Genomic DNA, 15,969 nt, shown 5'->3' on the forward strand with positions numbered 1-15,969 from the left:
CTGACCGGCGGGCTCGACATCCGTCGCCGGCTATACAACCAAAGGATTTCCCGATGCCCTTGCGCGTCCCCTTCCGGCTGATCCTGGTCCTCCTGGTCGTCACGGCCTTTCTCCTCTCGGCCCAGATCGTCGCGCTGCTCACCGACTGGCTCTGGTACGGGGAGGTGGGGTACCGGGCGGTCTTCGTCCGCCTCCTGACCGCAAAGGCGATCCTGGGACTCCTCCTGGGGAGCGCTTTCTTCGTGTCCCTCTACGGGAACCTGTACCTGGCCAGCCGCTCCCCCGCCACCGACGTGCTCATCGAGCTCGAGGACCATCTCGGGCTCCCCAGCCGCTTCATCGTCGAGCCCCTCGTCCGCCGCTTCCTCCTCCCCGGCGTGCTGGTGCTGAGCGTCTTCGCCGGGCTCCAGGCCGCCACCCAATGGGACACCTTCCTGCGGTTCCGCTACCGGACCACCTTCGGGATCACCGATCCCCTCTTCGAGAAGGACGTCGGCTTCTATGTCTTCACCCTCCCCTTCCTGAACACCCTCTACGGATGGGTGATGGTCCTGCTGGGGGTTACCGCGCTCCTCACCGTGCTGACCTATCTCCTCTTCCGGGGGATCCAGCTCACCTCCCGCGGCCCCCGGCTGAGCCGGTGGGCCCGCGGCCACCTCCTGCTCCTCGGGGCAGCCCTCCTCACCGTGAAGGCGGCCGGGTTCCAACTCGACCTGTACGAGCTCCTCTTCTCCCCCCGGGGAGTGGTCTTCGGCGCATCGTACGCCGACGTCCACGCGGTCCGTCCGGCCCTCATGCTCCTGATCGTCCTGAGCCTCGTCTGCGCGGCCCTGTGTGTCGTCCACCTCTACCGTCCCGGCATCCGGTGGCTGGCCACCGGCCTCATCGCCCTGGTGGCCGCGACCGTGGTGGGCCAAGGCGTCTACCCGGCCCTCCTGCAGCGGATCCGGGTCGTCCCGAACGAGATCGCCGTCGAGACCCCGTACATCCTGCACAACATCCGGCTCACCCGGCTGGCCTACGGGCTGGACAAGGTCCGCGAGGTGGAGTTCCCGGCCGAGGAGACCCTGCGGTGGGAGGATCTGCAGCGCAACCGCCTGACCATCGACAACATTCGCCTCTGGGACCACCGGCCGCTCCTGGCCACCTACGGCCAGCTCCAGGAGATCCGGACCTACTACAAGTTCGTGGACGTGGACAACGACCGGTACGTCATTGACGGGCGCTACCAGCAGACGATGCTCTCCCCCCGGGAGCTCTCCTACGACCATCTCCCGAACCGGAACTGGATCAACGAGCACTTCGCCTTCACCCACGGGTACGGGATCGTCATGGGGCCGGTCGCCCGGATCAGCCGGGAGGGGCTTCCGGAGTTCTACATCCAGGACATCCCGCCCGCCTCCACCGGTCCCCTGAAGGTGACCCGGCCCGAAATCTACTACGGCGAGCTGAGCAACGAGTACATTTTCGTGAAGACGACCGCAAAGGAGGTCGATTATCCGGCGGGGGAGGACAACGCCTACACCACCTACGCCGGGAGCGGCGGCATCCCCATCGGCCCCGTCTGGCGTAGGGCCCTCTTCGCGGCCCGCTTCGGCACCATCCGGATCCCGCTGAACGAGAACCTCCAGCGCGAGAGCCGGATCCTGATGCACCGGCGGATTGACGACCGGGTCCGGAAGATCGCCCCGTTCCTGCGGTTCGAGACCGACCCCTACCTGGTCCTGACCAAGGACGGCCGCCTCGTCTGGCTCATCGACGCCTATACGGCCACCGACCACTTCCCCTACTCGGAGCCGACCCCTCGCATCGGCAACTACATCCGGAATGCGGTGAAGGTCACCGTGGACGCGTACCACGGGACGGTCCACTTCTATGTGAGCGAGCCCGGCGACCCCCTCATCCAGGCCTACGGGGCCGCCTTCCCCGGCCTCCTCCAGCCGCTGAGCGCCATGCCGGAGGAGCTGCGCGCCCACCTGCGGTACCCCACCGGCCTCTTCGGCATTCAGGCCCGCATGTACGCCACCTACCACATGCAGAACCCGCAGGTCTTCTACAACAAGGAGGACGTGTGGAACATCCCGCGCCGGGGGGGGGAGGCGCGGGAGGTCCCGATGGAGCCCTACTACACGATCATGCGCCTCCCCGGGGAGCCGAAGGAAGAGTACATCCTCCTCATCCCCTTCACCCCGGCCCGGCGGGACAACATGTCGGCCTGGCTGGCGGCGCGCGCCGACGCCCCCCACTACGGGACGCTCATCGTCTACACCTTCCCGAAGCAGAAGCTGGTGTACGGCCCGAAGCAGATCGATGCCCGGATCAACCAGGACGCCTACATCTCTCAGCAGCTCGCGCTCTGGAACCAACAGGGCTCCCAGGTGATCCGGGGGTCCCTCCTGGCGATCCCGGTGGAGACCTCGCTCCTGTACGTGCAGCCGCTGTACCTCGCGGCCTCCGAGCGGGGCTCGCTCCCCGAACTCAAGCGGGTCATCGCGGCCTTCGGGAGCCAGATCGCCATGGAGGAGACGCTGGAGGGCTCGCTCGCCCGCCTCTTCGGCGGACCGGGCCGCGGGCCGGCGGTCGCGGCGGCGCGGCCGTCCGCGCCCGGGGCGCCCCCGATGGACCGGGCGCCGGGGGTGCCGGCCGGCCTCCGGGAGCTGACGGCCCGGGCGGCGGAGCAGTTCGCGCGGGCGCAGGAGATGCTCCGGCAGGGGAACTGGGCTGCGTACGGCGAGCAGATGCGCGGGCTGGAGCAGACCCTGAAGTCGCTGCGAGACCAAGCAGGCCGCTAGCACCGGGGCAACGAATCCGACCCATTCCTGACAGACGGTCCTGCCGCGGGTCCTGTCGCCGGCGTGCCCCCTGCGCGTCCGGGCGTCGTCACCCGCGGCTCAGCGCAATCCCAGGGGCAATTCGTTGGCGCCGGACTAAGGGAGTTCAGGAGCCGAGGCCCACCCACTCGGACCCGTCGGCCCAGACCTCCTTCTTCCAGATCGGGACGGTCACCTTCAGCCGCTCGATGGCATAGGCGCAGGCCTCGAGGGCCTGCTGGCGGTGCGGGGCGGCGACGGCGATCACGACGCTCGCCTCCCCGACGGCAAGCCGCCCCACCCGGTGGCTCATGGCTACACCGTCCACTTCCCACTTGCCTCGGATCTCCGCGGCGATCTCCCGCATCTTGGCCAGGGCCATCTCGGGGTAGGCCTCGTACTCCAGGTGGTCCACCTGCCGGCCGCGCGAGCGCTCCCGCACGACCCCTGTGAAGGTGGCAATCGCCCCGGAGGAGCGCCGGGCCACCCTCGCCGCCACCGCGTCCACCGACAGGGGGGCCGCGGTGACCTCGAAGAGTTGCCCCTCCACCCCCCCGCTGACCGGCGGGATCAGGGCGACCTCGTCCCCGGCCTTCAGGGGGACCGACCGGTCCGCGTATTCTCGGTTCACCGACAGGAGGAGGTGTCGGGCGATCGGCTGGAGCCGAGGGTGAGCCTCCGCCAGGTGGGCCAGCACGTCCCCTGCCGTCGCCCCCTCTGGAACCTCCACCTGGAACGAGGCCTGCCCCACCGCCTCGCGCGCCCCGGCGAAGCAACGGATCATCACCTCCACGGGCCTTCCTCCTTCAGTCTTCAGTGCAGAAGTCGGGTAGTCCTTATACAGTAGTATAATTAATAAGTTATAGGACTCGAAGGACACCACTCAAACCGCCGTCGAACTCTACCATTCCCCAGGCCAAAGGGTCAACGGCTGCAATAAGTTAGATAATTTTCGCATGATGAAACATAACGCATCGCGATATGAGAATCCCGTGACACCCTGCCCCGCGGGCGTCCCGGCCACTTCCTCCTTGACGGTCCCGTATCACCATGTTAGAAAAGGACTTACCGAAATCGAGAGCCGCGAAGCCGCACCGGGTGACGCTCAGCCCGGTTCTGTTTCTCTGGAGCGCGCCCGCCACGGCCTTCGCAGCCGCCGCACCGTTGGGGGAGACAGAGAGAGCGTGGATAGTAATCGCGTGTCGCAGGATCCGGAATCGCTGACACCTGTCCGCATCGTGGCCCCCTCCCGCCGGGAGCGGGGCCTTGCCTTTGACGCGTTTGCCCGCCTGCTCCTCGATGCCGCCGGGTACGTGCCCACCAAGACCCGACTGACCGTGAGCGCCGCCGGCGCGCTCCTGGACATTCGCGCCAGGGAGAAGGCCACGGGCGCTCCCCTCCTGGCGGAGGGCCGCGCCCCCGCCCGCGAGGTCGGTCCCGAGGAAGTCCGGCGCTTCTTCCGGCGGTTCCGGCGGGAGCGGCGACGGGTCAAGCGCCTGACCGCCTGGGCGCTGGCCCCGGGCGGCTTCAACCGGACCGCCCTGGCCTGGTGGAGCCGTCTCACCGATCCGGCGAAGGGGGACTTCCGCCTCTACGGCCCGGAGCGGATCCTGCACCTGCTCGCCCGCGCCGGGTGCGTGCGGGACCCGCTGGACCTGGATGCCGCCGTCCGCGCCCACTGCACCCTCCCCCTCGGGCCGCGGGCGCTCCTGTACGCGCAGGGGCAGTTTTCCTGGCTGCAGACCGTCCTGGTGAACCGGCGGCCGGCGCTCTTCTTCCTCCTGACGGCGGAGGGGCAGCCGCTCCCCCGGCGGGCGGCCGAGGAGGCCCGGCGCCTCGAGCCCTCCCTCCGGGATAAGAAGCCCTACGACCTCCTCCTCCGCGAGAGCATCCTCCTCCGGCTCCTCTCCCTGCAACCCTTGGACGCCGAGGCGGTGGCCACTGCCCTGCGGGAGGAGATCGCGGAGGTCCTGATGGTCTTCCAGCTCCTGCACCGGGAGGGCCTCCTCTCCTGCCACCGGCTCCCCCGCCGCCCCCGGAAGCAGGACCGGTACGCCCTGGTCCCCAAGTTCCCGGTCTTCCTGGACCTGGCGCGCCAGTTCCTGACGGGGCCGCACCGGTTCACCTTCCTCGCCTCTCCCTTCGCCTCCCAGCAGATCCGGGAGGGGCTCCTCGGCCATCTCCAGATGCGCTTCTCCGGGCGCCTGCCCGAGCAGGACCTGCCCGAGGCGGTCCGGCTGGCCTCGGCCTCCCCCGCGGCGCTGGCCTATGCCCTCTTCGAGGAGCCGGTCCCCGGGACGCCCCCTCCCGCCGGCGCCGCCCTGACCGCCGAGCTCGCCCGGCGATTCCTGCGCGACACCGACGAGCCCGGGCTCGACCAGGTGCTCGCCGCGCGCGGCATCCGGAGCATCCTCACCCGCCTCACCGTGAAGGCCGCCGCCGTGCAGGAGCCGTACTTCGCCGCGGGCGCCGAGAGCCTCCGCACCCTCCCGAAGCCAGCCGGAAGCCGCGCCGGGCCCGGCACGCCGCTGCCTCCCGAGGTCGAGACCGCGCTGGAGCTGGGGGCGGCGACGATGCACATGGCGGAGTACGACCATGCCATCGGGTACCTGGAGCGGGCCATCAAGGAGCTCAAGGACCCCCACTGGCTGAAGACGGCCTGGAACAACAAGGGGCTCTGCTACTTCAACAAGCGGAAGTACGGCGAGGCCATTGACTGCTTCAACGAGGCCCTGAAGCACGATCCGGCCCTGAAGCAGGCCTGGTTCAACAAGGCGGTCTGCCTGCGGGAGGTGGGGGACAGCACCGGCGCGATCCGCTGCGCCAAGCGGGCCCTGGAGATTGACCCGCACTACAAGGAGCCCCGCGATCTCCTGCAGCGCTTCCAGCACGCCCAGGCGGCCTCGACCTCGACCCTTCCCGCCCGCAGCTAGCCCGATCACCTCGAAGCCCGCCCCCTCAGGCGTCGGAGGTCCACGCCCACCCGCTCTCCCCCGATCCCGTGAACTGTGTCGCGAGCCTCCACGGCGTCCCGCGGGCTCTCAGCCCGAACGGGGAGGCGCGCGTCCTGCCACCGCAAGATGTCCGCCCTGGCCCGACTCGTCGTTCCCCAAGCGTCGCGCCGATCTGCATCGCCCGTGGCCGGGAACCCAGGGCCTCGGACGACTGTTTATTGAAGTAGAGCAAGCCTCAGGCACCCTCGATCAAGCTAGCCCCTCGCGGCTTTCCGGGACCGTGATGGCGGCGGTCCCTCCCAACGTGATTCAGGATCTTGGCGGCAACGGCACCCTTGACGGAAGGACCTCGGTCCGAGAGGTGGTACCCGAAGGCAGAGACGGGCCCGAGGGAACTCAGGGCAGGGAGGGTGAATCATGCAAGATTTTACATGCTCGCGTCTGGTAAGATGGGCCGCCGTGGTTGGGGGTTTGGCCATGCTGACGCTCAGCCCAGTTGGGCTTGCCCAGCAGCCGGATTGCCCCGATCGCTCCGTCTGTGGCGAGGTCTCGCCCTTGATCCCGATGCAGAGCACCGAAGCGGTTCACATGGGTCTCGTGTGGAAGAAGGACTCGCCGAACCCGAAGATCCTGTTTCACGCGAGGTTTCCCGAGTACGTCCCCAATGACATGGCCGATCCGGCGCTGGTCGACAGGGCAATCGAACGGGGGGCACTCACAACCGCAGGAAACCAGTTCAACAGTTCGCTGAGGGACGTCCTCCACGGCTTCGATCCGTTCCTGGGCCTGGGGCTCGATCGCTCAGCCGACGACTCGTTTCAGAGGCTCACCTACGGCGGGTATCTGATGCGGCAGGGCCTGAGCCAGAGCGTGCCGACGCGCATCAGGGCGAATCGCACGATGGAAAGGCAACTGCTGTTCGACTTCGGCCACCCCGATGCGCTGAAGAACAGCGGCAAGTTCCATACGGCCCTGCTGGACGAGGCCGACTTCGCCATGAACCAGGCGGCGTTCAAGGAGGTAGGGTTCTCGAAGGGGAACTTCTACAACACCTACTGCAATGCGCGGGTGACGCTGGCCGACGGGCGGGTCTGTGTCTTTGGCGGCCACGACATGCAAAGCCAGAACGGGCTGTTCAAGGTCAACATCTTCGACCCGGAGACCGAGACCTGGGCGCCGCGCGCCAAGCCGTGCACTCGCGACAACTGGGATAAAGACCCGTTCGGCCGCCAGCTCTTCGCGACCGACCCGGAGGCTCGCAACTACCCGGGGTGCGACCAGCGCGACATCCAAAGCACGCAGCCGCCGGACCCCTCCGACATGAAGTATGCGCGCTGGTATCCGAGCGCCTTCCCGCTACCGAATGGCAGCGTGCTAATCCTCGCCGGGACAGATCAAGACGCCTCGGTGGGGCCGGACCCGCAGGCGGCGGAGAAGGGCCGGCAAGGTATTCCTCAAACCGATGCCGCTTTCACGGCCACAAGGGTCACTCAGGTTGTTCCGGAGATTTACGATCCCGAGAAGGACAGGACCATCGCGCTCGAAAATGCCCGAATGACCTTCCCGCTCTATCCCCAGGGGGAGGTTGTCCAAACCGGCCCTGGAAAGGACGACTGGGTGGTCTGCACGATGGGCGGCGTGAGGGTCCAGAACCCGGTCCCCCCGGGAGGCGACCGGTTCTTCGGCCCCTTCGACAAGAAGACCTGGTGCCTGGACGTTCTGGGGGCGCTCGAGGATCCCAACCGCGACGTCCCGGGCGAGAACCACTGGACACTCCTGGCTGAGGCAGCCGTAGACCGGCACTACTGCTGCCCCACCGCCAGCCTGGTGAAGACCGACCGGAGCGGGCGCACGGTGTCGCACAAGTGGCTCATGATTTCAGGGAGGGACCGCGCCACCGGGAGCCTGACCGCAACCATCGAAGAGATCGATTTCACCGACCGGTCGCCACAGTGGAGGAAAGCGGGAGATCTCATCCACCCGAGCACTACGAGCAAAGCTGTGGTGCTCCCCAACGGGAAGGTGCTCATCGGCCATGGTCTGTTCGCCCAGGGAGCCACCTTCGAGGAGAGGAACGGTCTCCGCTTCCAGCTCTTCGACCCGGCCGACGGAAGCACGAGAGGGCTCGCCAAGACGACCGTCTCACGAGGCCTTCACGGCACGGCCACGCTGCTGCCCGACGCGATGGTGCTCTTCGCCGGGGAGAACCGGGAAGCCCTGGTACGTCCTGACGACCCGTCGTTCCCGATGATGAGCTCGTACGCCGGCCTGCTGCCGCGCGGGGATCCCGACCAGGGCGTTCCCGTCGGGCAACTATTCTTCCCGCCTTACCTGTTCAAGCCGGACGGCAGCCTGGCCGACCGTCCCGTCATCAAGGAGGGGCCCGACGACATCAAGTACAAGGACCATTTCGAGCTCGAGGTCGAGGGACGGTCCGACGAGATCGCGTCGGTGGTGATCATCCGGAGCGACCACAACACCCACAGCTTCACTGGAGGCGACCGCTACGTCGAGCTCGGCTTCGAGCTCCATGGCGATCCCCACAAAGGAGGGCTGAGGGTCCACACGCCGCGGCTCCCGTCGCAGGCCGTTCCGGGCATCTACATGCTCTTCGTCGTGGACAAGGCTGGCGTCCCCGGCGTGGGGAAACAGGTGCGCCTCAAGCCGGAGACACAAGGTCGCAGCTCCGGGTAGTGACCGAGCGAAGCAACCTCAGACGAGAGGAGGAGTCGACATGGAGCCCATGAAGGCAACGACGATGCTCGCGGTCCTGGCGCTGATCGGCACTGCCGTCACCGCCCGGGCCGACCAGACGGTCAAGGCGCGGCTGCACGGGTTCAACGAGGTGCCGGCCATCTCCAGCACGGGCAGCGGGGAATTCACGGCCACGATCCGCGAGGACGCCGTCGACTTTGAGCTGAGCTATGAGGGGCTGGAGGGCGCTACGACGCTGGCCGCCCACATCCACCTGGGCCAGGCGGACGTCAACGGCGGTGTCTCTGTCTTCTTTTGCGGCGGCGGCGGCAGGCCGGCGTGCACCCCCGACTCCGGCACCTTCAGCGGCACCTTTACCGCCGCGGACGTGATCGGCCCGACGGGCCAGGGCATCGCCGCGGGCGAGCTCGCGGAGTTGATCGCCGCCATCCGCGCCGGCAAGACCTACGTCAACGTGCACACCGACAAGCATCCGGGCGGCGAGATCCGCGGGCAAGTGCGCGAAGACCGAGGCACGTCGAACTGAGGTGAAGCGGGCGCAGAGCGAATCGCGCACGGAAGGGTCCGCCCCGGCACGCGCACCACATCGATCGCCCCAGCCGGCGGCCTCTCCTCAGGAGGGTTTGCTTCTTCGTTCAGGGCGAATAGCTGACAAGATGATGTCTGGCCATTCGGCGACCAGGACGGACGTCGATCGTTGCCCCCCCCTGCGACGACGCGCCCGATGAGGCAGACCCCCGCCGCCCCCCAGCCTCATCCCACGTTCACCCCCTCCGTGAACACCAGCTCCCCTCCGTAGTAGCCCGTCACCAGGATCAGACCCAGGCCGGCGAGGAGGAGCAGGCCGTACAGGACGAGGAGCGGGCGGGGGACGTCTCGCCCGGCAAACCGCCGCCGCCCCACCCAGTGGATTAGCCAGGCCACCAGGTACGTGGCCCCCGTCCCGAGGCCCAGGTTCCGATGGAGGACGATGAGGGCGCCCCTCTCCCCCGTGAGCGGAATCGGGTCGGCGTCGTAGAGGCCGGCCGCGATGGCCGCGGCCAGGAGGAAGGGCACCAGCGCCAGGAGGTGGCCGCCCGTCTGGCGGAAGGGGGGGCGCCCGAGGAGGAGGCCCAGCCCTTCGAAGCAGGACGCTCCCACGGCTGCGGCCAGGGCGAAGTGGACCAGCGGCGGGTGAACCGGACCGTCGAACATCAGGGAGGACCCTATCACGCCCCCCGGGCGCACTCAAGGTCGGGAGGGGCCGATGCGAAAAAGGCCCGGGGGAAATGCCCCCGGGCCTCTACCGGCTCGAGCCGCGCCCTACATCCCGGCCATGCCGGCCAGGGCCTTGGCCGCCTTCGCCTCCGCCTCCGCCCGGTAGTGCAGGTTCGCATCCTTGGTGTCTACGGCCTTCTTGTGGCTGGCCTCCGAGGCCTTGTTCAGTTCCTTGGCCACGTTCACCATCGCCTGGCCCGCCGCCTTGGCCTTGGCGTCGGCGATCTTCATCACGGCCCCCTCGGCCTTCGCGATCGCCTCCGCCGCCTCCTTCTGAAGCTTCGGGCACTGGAAGGCCAGCGCGGGTCCCGCGACCAGGAGCACCGCCAGCGCCACCACCACCACCGCTGTCAACCGCCGCATGCCTCTCCTCCTTTCGCTGCGTTCGCTCCGCTCGGGAGCCGTGCCCCGGCCGGGAAAATCCGGCGGGCGCTCCCGGCGCCTACCCTCCACAACTCCGGCTTCCCCCCCGCGGTTCCCGCCTCGTGCCGGGCCAACGAGGTGCACCGAGGATTGCCGCCGAGCCGCGGGTGGCGCCGGCGGCTGCCTCCGAGCGGCCGGGCGGAGTGGGACCCCCTCGGCCTCCTTTCGCAATGCCCCGCATTGCGGAAGGGGCCGAGCGGGTGACGACGCCCGGACGCGCAGGGGGCACGCCGGCGACAGGACCCGCGGCACGACCCTCTCTCGGCGGTGGGCCGGATGGCTTGAGTCGCATTAGGGGGCCTTCAGCAAATTGGCCCTCCTGCACAAGCCACGGCTGGGGTGCCGGGCCAAATGACGAGCATCACGAGGCCCGAGGGAGGAGGCGGCCGGAGGCGTACGGTCTGGTACGTTGAGGACCGCCGACGACCGAGAACGACGTGAGGCGACGTCAGTTGGCCCGGCACTAGGGGGCCTTGCGGATCTTGAGGAAAACCTGGGCGAGACCCGCCTTATCCTGTGCGGAGATCAGGCTGTAGGTCAGGCCCCCCTGCTTCCAGATCAGGAGGCTGTGCTGGTCCGCGTGGGCGAGATACGGCTGCCACGTCTCGATCCGCATCCGGTTGCCCGCCGGAATCGTCAGCTCTCGACCCGGGAGCACGAGGAGGGTGCTCGTCCGCCCCGTCCGGTCCCGGTAGAGAATGGCGACCCCCTTCTCGCCCAGGACCACGGCGGGGTAGGCCTCCAGCAATTCCAGCTCCGCGTCGCCCGCGAAGAGCCGCTCCAGGGGAAGCCCGAGGCTCTCGCGCGCGTACCGGAGGAGCGCCGCGCGGTCCGCCCGCTCCGCGCGCCAGCCGTGGCTCAGCGCGACCCGGGCGTGTTCGGTCACGGAGGCCTGGGTGAGCATCTGGATCGGCTCCGCCCGGCCGGCCAGCAGGAAATAGAGGGACGGCGTCACGACGAGAGCGACGAGGACCGCGGCCGCGGCCGCCGCGCGTCCCGGCGTCGAGAGGAGGTCGGCCAGCCGGCCGCGCAGGCCTGGGCGGGAGCCGAGAAGGGTGGCCACCCGCTCCCGGAGCAGCGCCGGGGCCGCGGGCCGGGATGCGTGCTCCCGGACGAGGTCCCGGACCTGCCGCTCGGCGGTGAGGATCGGCCCGCAGATCGCGCAGGCGCCGGCGTGCCCCTCGACCGCCTCCGCGACGTCGGGCTCCAGCTCCCCGCCCAGGAGGTCGGGCACCAGCGCCTGGATGGCCCGGCACTCGCGCGGCACCGTGCTCATGGCCGGTAATCCTTCAGCATCTCTCGCAGCATCCCCCGCGCCCGGGAGAGGCGGGACTTCACCGTCCCCACCGGGCACCCCTGGATCAGGGCGACCTCCGCCATCGAGCAGCCGAGCAGGTCCGCCAGCAGGACCGCCGTCCGGAACTCCTCGGGCAGCCGGTGGAGCGCGGCGTCCAGGTCGAGCGCCGCGCCCGCCCCCGCTCCGCCAGGGACGGCCGGGTTCGGCGCGCCCGCCCCTCCTTCCACGCCCCCGGGCAGCCCGCCGAAGAGCGCCTGGTCGCGCCCGCGGCGCTTCCGCGCCGTCGAGGAGAGATTCCTCAATATCTGGAACATCCAGGCGCGCAGGTTGGTTCCGGGCGTGAACTGATGCGCAAACCGGAGGGCGCGCAGGTAGGTCTCCTGGACCAGATCCTCGGCCTCCCGGGCGTCGCGGGCGAGCCAGCGGGCCAGCGCGTAGAGACCGTCCAGGTGCTGGAGGGCCTCGCGGCGGACCGGGTCGTCGAGGAGGCTCATCGGCGCGCGCCCGGGGCGCCTTGACAGCCCCTGGCGATTCTGTTTGACTGCCCGCCGGAGAGACCCATGTCACGTGCTCCGCTCTGTGACCTGACGGGGAGGGTCGCCCTGGTGACCGGCGCGAGCCGGGGGATCGGCCGGGCCGTGGCCCTCGCCCTCGCCCGGCACGGAGCCGATGTGCTCGTGAACAGCCGCAAGCCGGAGGGAGCGGAGGCGGTGGCCGGGGCCGTCCGGGAGCTGGGGCGGCGCGCCGCCGCACTGCCCGCCGACGTGAGCGATCCGGCCGCCGTCGCGCACCTTGCGGAGGGGGCGGCCGCCTTCGCCCCCCATCTCGATATCCTGGTCCTGAACGCCGGCGTGAGCCCGGTCTACGCCCGGGCCGAGGCGCACCGCCTCGAGGACTGGCGGGCCGTCCTGGACACGAACCTGACCGGCGCCTTCCTGTGCGCCCGCGCCTTCGCCCCCCGTCTCACCGCCCGGCCGGGCGGGCGCGTCCTGGTCATGGCGTCCATCGGCGGGCTGGTGGGCCTCCCCCGGCTGGCCGCCTATAATGCCACGAAGGGGGGGCTGCTGCAACTGACGCGCACGCTGGCCCTGGAGTGGGCGCAGCACGGGGTGACCGTGAACGCGCTGGCCCCGGGCTTCATCGAGACCGACCTGACCGCGGGCCTCCGGGAGCACCCGGCGTTGCGGGAAAAGTTGCTGGCGCGGGTCCCCCTCGGGAGGTTCGGCACCCCCGAGGAGGTGGCGGCCGCCGCGCTCTTCCTCGTCTCGGATGCCGCCGCCTACATCACCGGGACCGTCCTGACCGTGGATGGGGGCTGGACGGCGTCCTAGGCCGCCGGTTTTCCCCTTGCCTCGGAATGGCCTTTCCGATACGCTGGCGAGCGCTGTCGTGGGGTCGCGGCCCCGGGAGGTTCCGGTGGAGAAGGTGGTGGCCGTGGGGGCCGATCACGCCGGCTTTGCCCTCAAGGAAGATCTGAAGGCCTACCTGAAGGAGCAGGGCTACGAGATCCGGGACCTGGGAACCGACTCGCTCGAGTCGGTGGACTACCCCGACTTTGCCGCGGCCGTGGCGGGCGCGGTCGCCTCGGGGGAGGTCCCGTGGGGCCTCCTCGTCTGCGGGACGGGGATCGGGATGGCCATCACAGCCAACAAGATCCCGGGGGTCCGGGCCGCCTGCTGCTCCGACCCGTTCTCGGCCCGCATGGCCCGGGCCCACAACGACGCCAACGTCCTCACCATGGGGGGCCGGGTGGTGGGGTCCGGCCTGGCCCGCGAGATCGTGAGAGCCTGGTTGGAGAGCCACTTCGAGGGGGGTCGGCACGCCCGGCGGACGGCCAAGATTTCGGCGCTCGAGGGGCGCGTCGGCGGAGGGACGGCGAGGAAGCGGTCGGCGCCCGGCGGGTCGGGACCGGCCGGTAGTGAGGGGCGGGAGGCGTGACAGGAGGGGAAGAGGATGCCGACGATCGCGTACGTGCTCATCGAGGCAGCATCCGATAAGGCCCGGAGCGCACTGAAGGCCATCCAGAAGATCCCGGGCGTGAAGATGGCCCACGCCGTCACCGGCCCCTACGACATCATCGCCCACGTGGAGGCCGCGAGCATCGACGCGCTGGGAAAGGTCGTCCTCTCCAAAATCCGGACGATCAACGGTATCACCAAGACCCTCACCTGCGTGGCCGTCGAGGTTCGGTAGGCCCCGCGTCTCGAACCAGCGCGCCGCAGGCGGGGAGCCTGCGGCGCGCTGTCTTTTCAGCGGAGCAGTCCGCGGAATGTCCGTGGCGTTGGATCGCGCCCGCTCCTGCTGCTCCAATGATTTGCATCGAGGATGGCAGTCGAGCCGCGGGTGGCGCCGGGCGGCGCCGGCGCCAGGACCCGGACCGTGTCACGTTGATTCGGTCGTGTGCATTAGCCCGCGAGACGGAGGCCGAGCTCGACGAGGGTGCGGACGGCGACGCCGGTGCCGCCCTTGACCCGGTAGCCCTTCTCCTTGTCGGTCTCGAAGGTGCCGGCGATGTCCAGGTGGACCCAGGGGGTCTGGTCGACGAAGTGCGCCAGGAACTTCGCGGCGGTGATGGCGCCGCCCTTCCGCCCCCCGGTGTTCTTGATCTCGGCCACGTCGCTCTTGATCAGCTCGTCGTACTCCTCGTCCATGGGGAGCGGCCAGACCTTCTCGCCCGCCGCGTCGCTCGCCTCGCGGACGGCGGCCAGCCACGCCTCGTCGTTGGCAAACGCCCCGCTCCGGATCGTTCCCAGCGCCACGACGCAGGCTCCCGTCAGGGTGGCAATGTCCACCAGGCGCGCCGCGCCCTCCCGTCGCGCGTAGGTGAGGGCGTCGGCCAGGATGAGGCGACCCTCCGCGTCCGTGTTGATGACCTCGATCGTCTTCCCGCTCATCGCCCGCAGGATGTCCCCCGGCCGGGTCGCGGTTCCGCTGGGCATGTTCTCCACGGCGGGGATGACCCCCAGGACGTGGACCTTCGCCCGGAGGCGCGCCAGGGCCGCGAACGCCCCGATGACCGCGGCCGCCCCCGACATGTCCCCCTTCATGCTCTCCATGTTCTCGGCCGGCTTGATCGAGATGCCCCCGGTGTCGAAGGTGACCCCCTTCCCCACGAAGGCGACCGCCGGCTTGGCCTGCCGGCTGCCCCGGTGGCGGAGGACGATGAGGCGGGGCGGGTTCGCGCTCCCCTGCGCGACGCCCAGGAGCGCCCCCATCCCCAGTCGCCGCATCTGTCCCCGCTCCAGGACGCGGCAGGAGAAGCCCGCGCTCCGAGCCGCGGCGCTCGCGGCGGCGGCGAGGGCGGCCGGCGTCAGGTCGTTGGGAGGCGCGTTCACCAGGTCGCGGGCCAGGGTGACGGCCTCGGCCACGATCCGCCCCCGCCGGAGCGCCTCCTCCAGCGCCCGCCGCCCCGCCCCCTCGCGGGTCAGGATCGTCAGCTCCTCCAGAACTTTCCGATCCTTCTCCGCCTTCTTGTACCGGTCGAAGCGGTAGCAGCCCAGGATGGCCCCCTCGATCACGGCCTGCGCCGCGGCCGGCGGATCGAGGCCGCCGCCCCCGGCGCCGTGCAGGATGGTCCCGACGCGCCGCGCCCCGGTCCGCCGCAAGAGGCGCAGGGCCTCCCCCGTGAGGGCCCGGACCCGCTCCAGGTCCAACTGCTCCTGCTTCCCCAGGCCCACCACCAGCACCCGGGCCACCGGCAGCCGGTCGAAGGGGTGGACCGCGGTCAGCTCCCCCGCCTTCCCGGTGATCTCCTTCTGGCGGATGAGGGTGCGGATGGCCCCCCCCAGCGCCGTATCCACGGCGCCCGTGGCCCCCGTGGGCTCGCTCACCCCCTCGAAGAGGTTGACCACCAGGGCATCGCCCCGGTAGGCCGTCACGTCCTCGACCCGGACGGCCGTCCGGGCCGGCTCCGCCGGTCGCTGTGCTGCCATCGGAATCCTCCGTGGGGAACGCACCGAGCGGGTAGGGAGAGAACAAACGGGGGCTACGCGCGCACCCTACCTAATCCAAACGACACACGTTGTGTGACCCAGGGTCCGGGTGGCGCCGGCGACAGGACCCGGACCCTGTCACTGCCATTCTGTCGCTTGTATTACGAGGAGGAGATCATCTCTTCGACCCGCGGGTCCTTGGACTGGAACGGATCCTTGCACAGGATCGTGCGCTGGTACCGGTCGTTCAGCTTCAGATAGGACCAGCCCACGTCGTAGGACTTGTTCCGCTCCATCGCGTACTTGATGAAGTCGCTCCGGATCCGGGCGCGGGTGCTCTGGGGCGGCTCCACCACCGCCCGGTCGATGTCCGCCTCGGTGGCCATCCGCTCCACCAGCTCTTCCCGGGTCAGGATGTAGTAGAGCCCCCGGCTCCGCTTGATGTCATGGTACTGGAGGTCCAGCATGGAGATGCGCTGGTCCTCGAAGCCGACCTTCTTCCGCTGCATGTAGTTGTGGACGAGGTCGAGCTTGATGACCCAGTCCAGCTCCCGGCTGAGGCTCCGGGGTTCCTCCTGCAG

Annotated in this window: 14 protein-coding genes; 7 read left to right on the plus strand and 7 right to left on the minus strand. The window is 69.7% G+C overall.

Features of this window, described 5'->3' with window-relative positions:
* The first annotated feature begins 53 nt into the window (after positions 1-53).
* Complete coding sequence (locus VGT06_00070; protein ID HEV8661528.1) at positions 54-2,792, plus strand: UPF0182 family protein; 2,739 nt, start codon at positions 54-56, stop codon at positions 2,790-2,792.
* A gap of 145 nt (positions 2,793-2,937) precedes the next feature.
* Here the strand turns inward: VGT06_00070 and VGT06_00075 are convergent, their stop codons facing one another.
* Positions 2,938-3,690: a molybdenum cofactor biosynthesis protein MoaE gene (locus tag VGT06_00075; protein ID HEV8661529.1), complete on the minus strand. Its 753-nt coding sequence runs from the start codon at positions 3,688-3,690 to the stop codon at positions 2,938-2,940.
* A gap of 304 nt (positions 3,691-3,994) precedes the next feature.
* Between VGT06_00075 and VGT06_00080 the strand changes: the two genes are divergently transcribed.
* The 3 genes from VGT06_00080 to VGT06_00090 all read left to right on the plus strand — a co-directional run bounded on the left by VGT06_00080 (position 3,995) and on the right by VGT06_00090 (position 9,005).
* A complete protein-coding gene (locus VGT06_00080; protein ID HEV8661530.1) occupies positions 3,995-5,743 on the plus strand; it encodes a tetratricopeptide repeat protein in 1,749 nt (582 codons plus the stop codon).
* 498 nt (positions 5,744-6,241) lie between these two features.
* A complete protein-coding gene (locus VGT06_00085) occupies positions 6,242-8,458 on the plus strand; it encodes a kelch motif-containing protein (GenBank protein ID HEV8661531.1) in 2,217 nt (738 codons plus the stop codon).
* Between the two features lie 40 nt (positions 8,459-8,498).
* The gene (locus VGT06_00090) at positions 8,499-9,005 is read left to right on the plus strand and encodes a CHRD domain-containing protein (GenBank protein HEV8661532.1); all 507 of its coding nucleotides are present in this window, start codon (positions 8,499-8,501) and stop codon (positions 9,003-9,005) included.
* A 227-nt stretch (positions 9,006-9,232) separates the two neighbouring features.
* On the opposite strand, the gene VGT06_00095 is transcribed toward VGT06_00090, so the two are convergent.
* The 4 genes from VGT06_00095 to VGT06_00110 all read right to left on the minus strand — a co-directional run bounded on the left by VGT06_00095 (position 9,233) and on the right by VGT06_00110 (position 11,950).
* A complete protein-coding gene (locus VGT06_00095; protein ID HEV8661533.1) occupies positions 9,233-9,673 on the minus strand; it encodes a DUF2231 domain-containing protein in 441 nt (146 codons plus the stop codon).
* A 108-nt stretch (positions 9,674-9,781) separates the two neighbouring features.
* Positions 9,782-10,099, minus strand: a complete 318-nt coding sequence (locus tag VGT06_00100) for a hypothetical protein (protein HEV8661534.1) — start codon at positions 10,097-10,099, stop codon at positions 9,782-9,784.
* 523 nt (positions 10,100-10,622) lie between these two features.
* Positions 10,623-11,435, minus strand: coding sequence for a zf-HC2 domain-containing protein (locus VGT06_00105; GenBank protein ID HEV8661535.1), 813 nt, complete (start codon positions 11,433-11,435; stop codon positions 10,623-10,625).
* A complete protein-coding gene (locus VGT06_00110; GenBank protein HEV8661536.1) occupies positions 11,432-11,950 on the minus strand; it encodes a sigma factor-like helix-turn-helix DNA-binding protein in 519 nt (172 codons plus the stop codon). The genes VGT06_00105 and VGT06_00110 overlap by 4 nt, the downstream gene beginning before the upstream one ends.
* Before the next feature lie 66 nt (positions 11,951-12,016).
* On the opposite strand from VGT06_00110, the gene VGT06_00115 reads away from it, so the two are divergent.
* From VGT06_00115 to VGT06_00125, 3 genes are all read left to right on the plus strand, one after another.
* Complete coding sequence (locus tag VGT06_00115; GenBank protein HEV8661537.1) at positions 12,017-12,787, plus strand: SDR family NAD(P)-dependent oxidoreductase; 771 nt, start codon at positions 12,017-12,019, stop codon at positions 12,785-12,787.
* Between the two features lie 85 nt (positions 12,788-12,872).
* Entirely contained in the window at positions 12,873-13,394 is a 522-nt protein-coding gene (gene rpiB, locus VGT06_00120; GenBank protein HEV8661538.1) for a ribose 5-phosphate isomerase B, read from the plus strand.
* 15 nt (positions 13,395-13,409) lie between these two features.
* A complete protein-coding gene (locus tag VGT06_00125; protein ID HEV8661539.1) occupies positions 13,410-13,649 on the plus strand; it encodes an Lrp/AsnC ligand binding domain-containing protein in 240 nt (79 codons plus the stop codon).
* A 212-nt stretch (positions 13,650-13,861) separates the two neighbouring features.
* Here the strand turns inward: VGT06_00125 and VGT06_00130 are convergent, their stop codons facing one another.
* Both VGT06_00130 and VGT06_00135 read right to left on the minus strand, forming a co-directional pair.
* On the minus strand, positions 13,862-15,388 hold the full coding sequence (locus tag VGT06_00130) for a leucyl aminopeptidase (protein ID HEV8661540.1): 1,527 nt from the start codon (positions 15,386-15,388) through the stop codon (positions 13,862-13,864).
* A 161-nt stretch (positions 15,389-15,549) separates the two neighbouring features.
* Positions 15,550-15,969 (minus strand): proteasome accessory factor PafA2 family protein (locus tag VGT06_00135; protein HEV8661541.1); only part of this gene is annotated, 420 nt, incomplete at its 5' end.

Source organism: Candidatus Methylomirabilis sp. (assembly GCA_036000645.1).
In the GTDB taxonomy this organism is placed as follows: domain Bacteria; phylum Methylomirabilota; class Methylomirabilia; order Methylomirabilales; family JACPAU01; genus JACPAU01.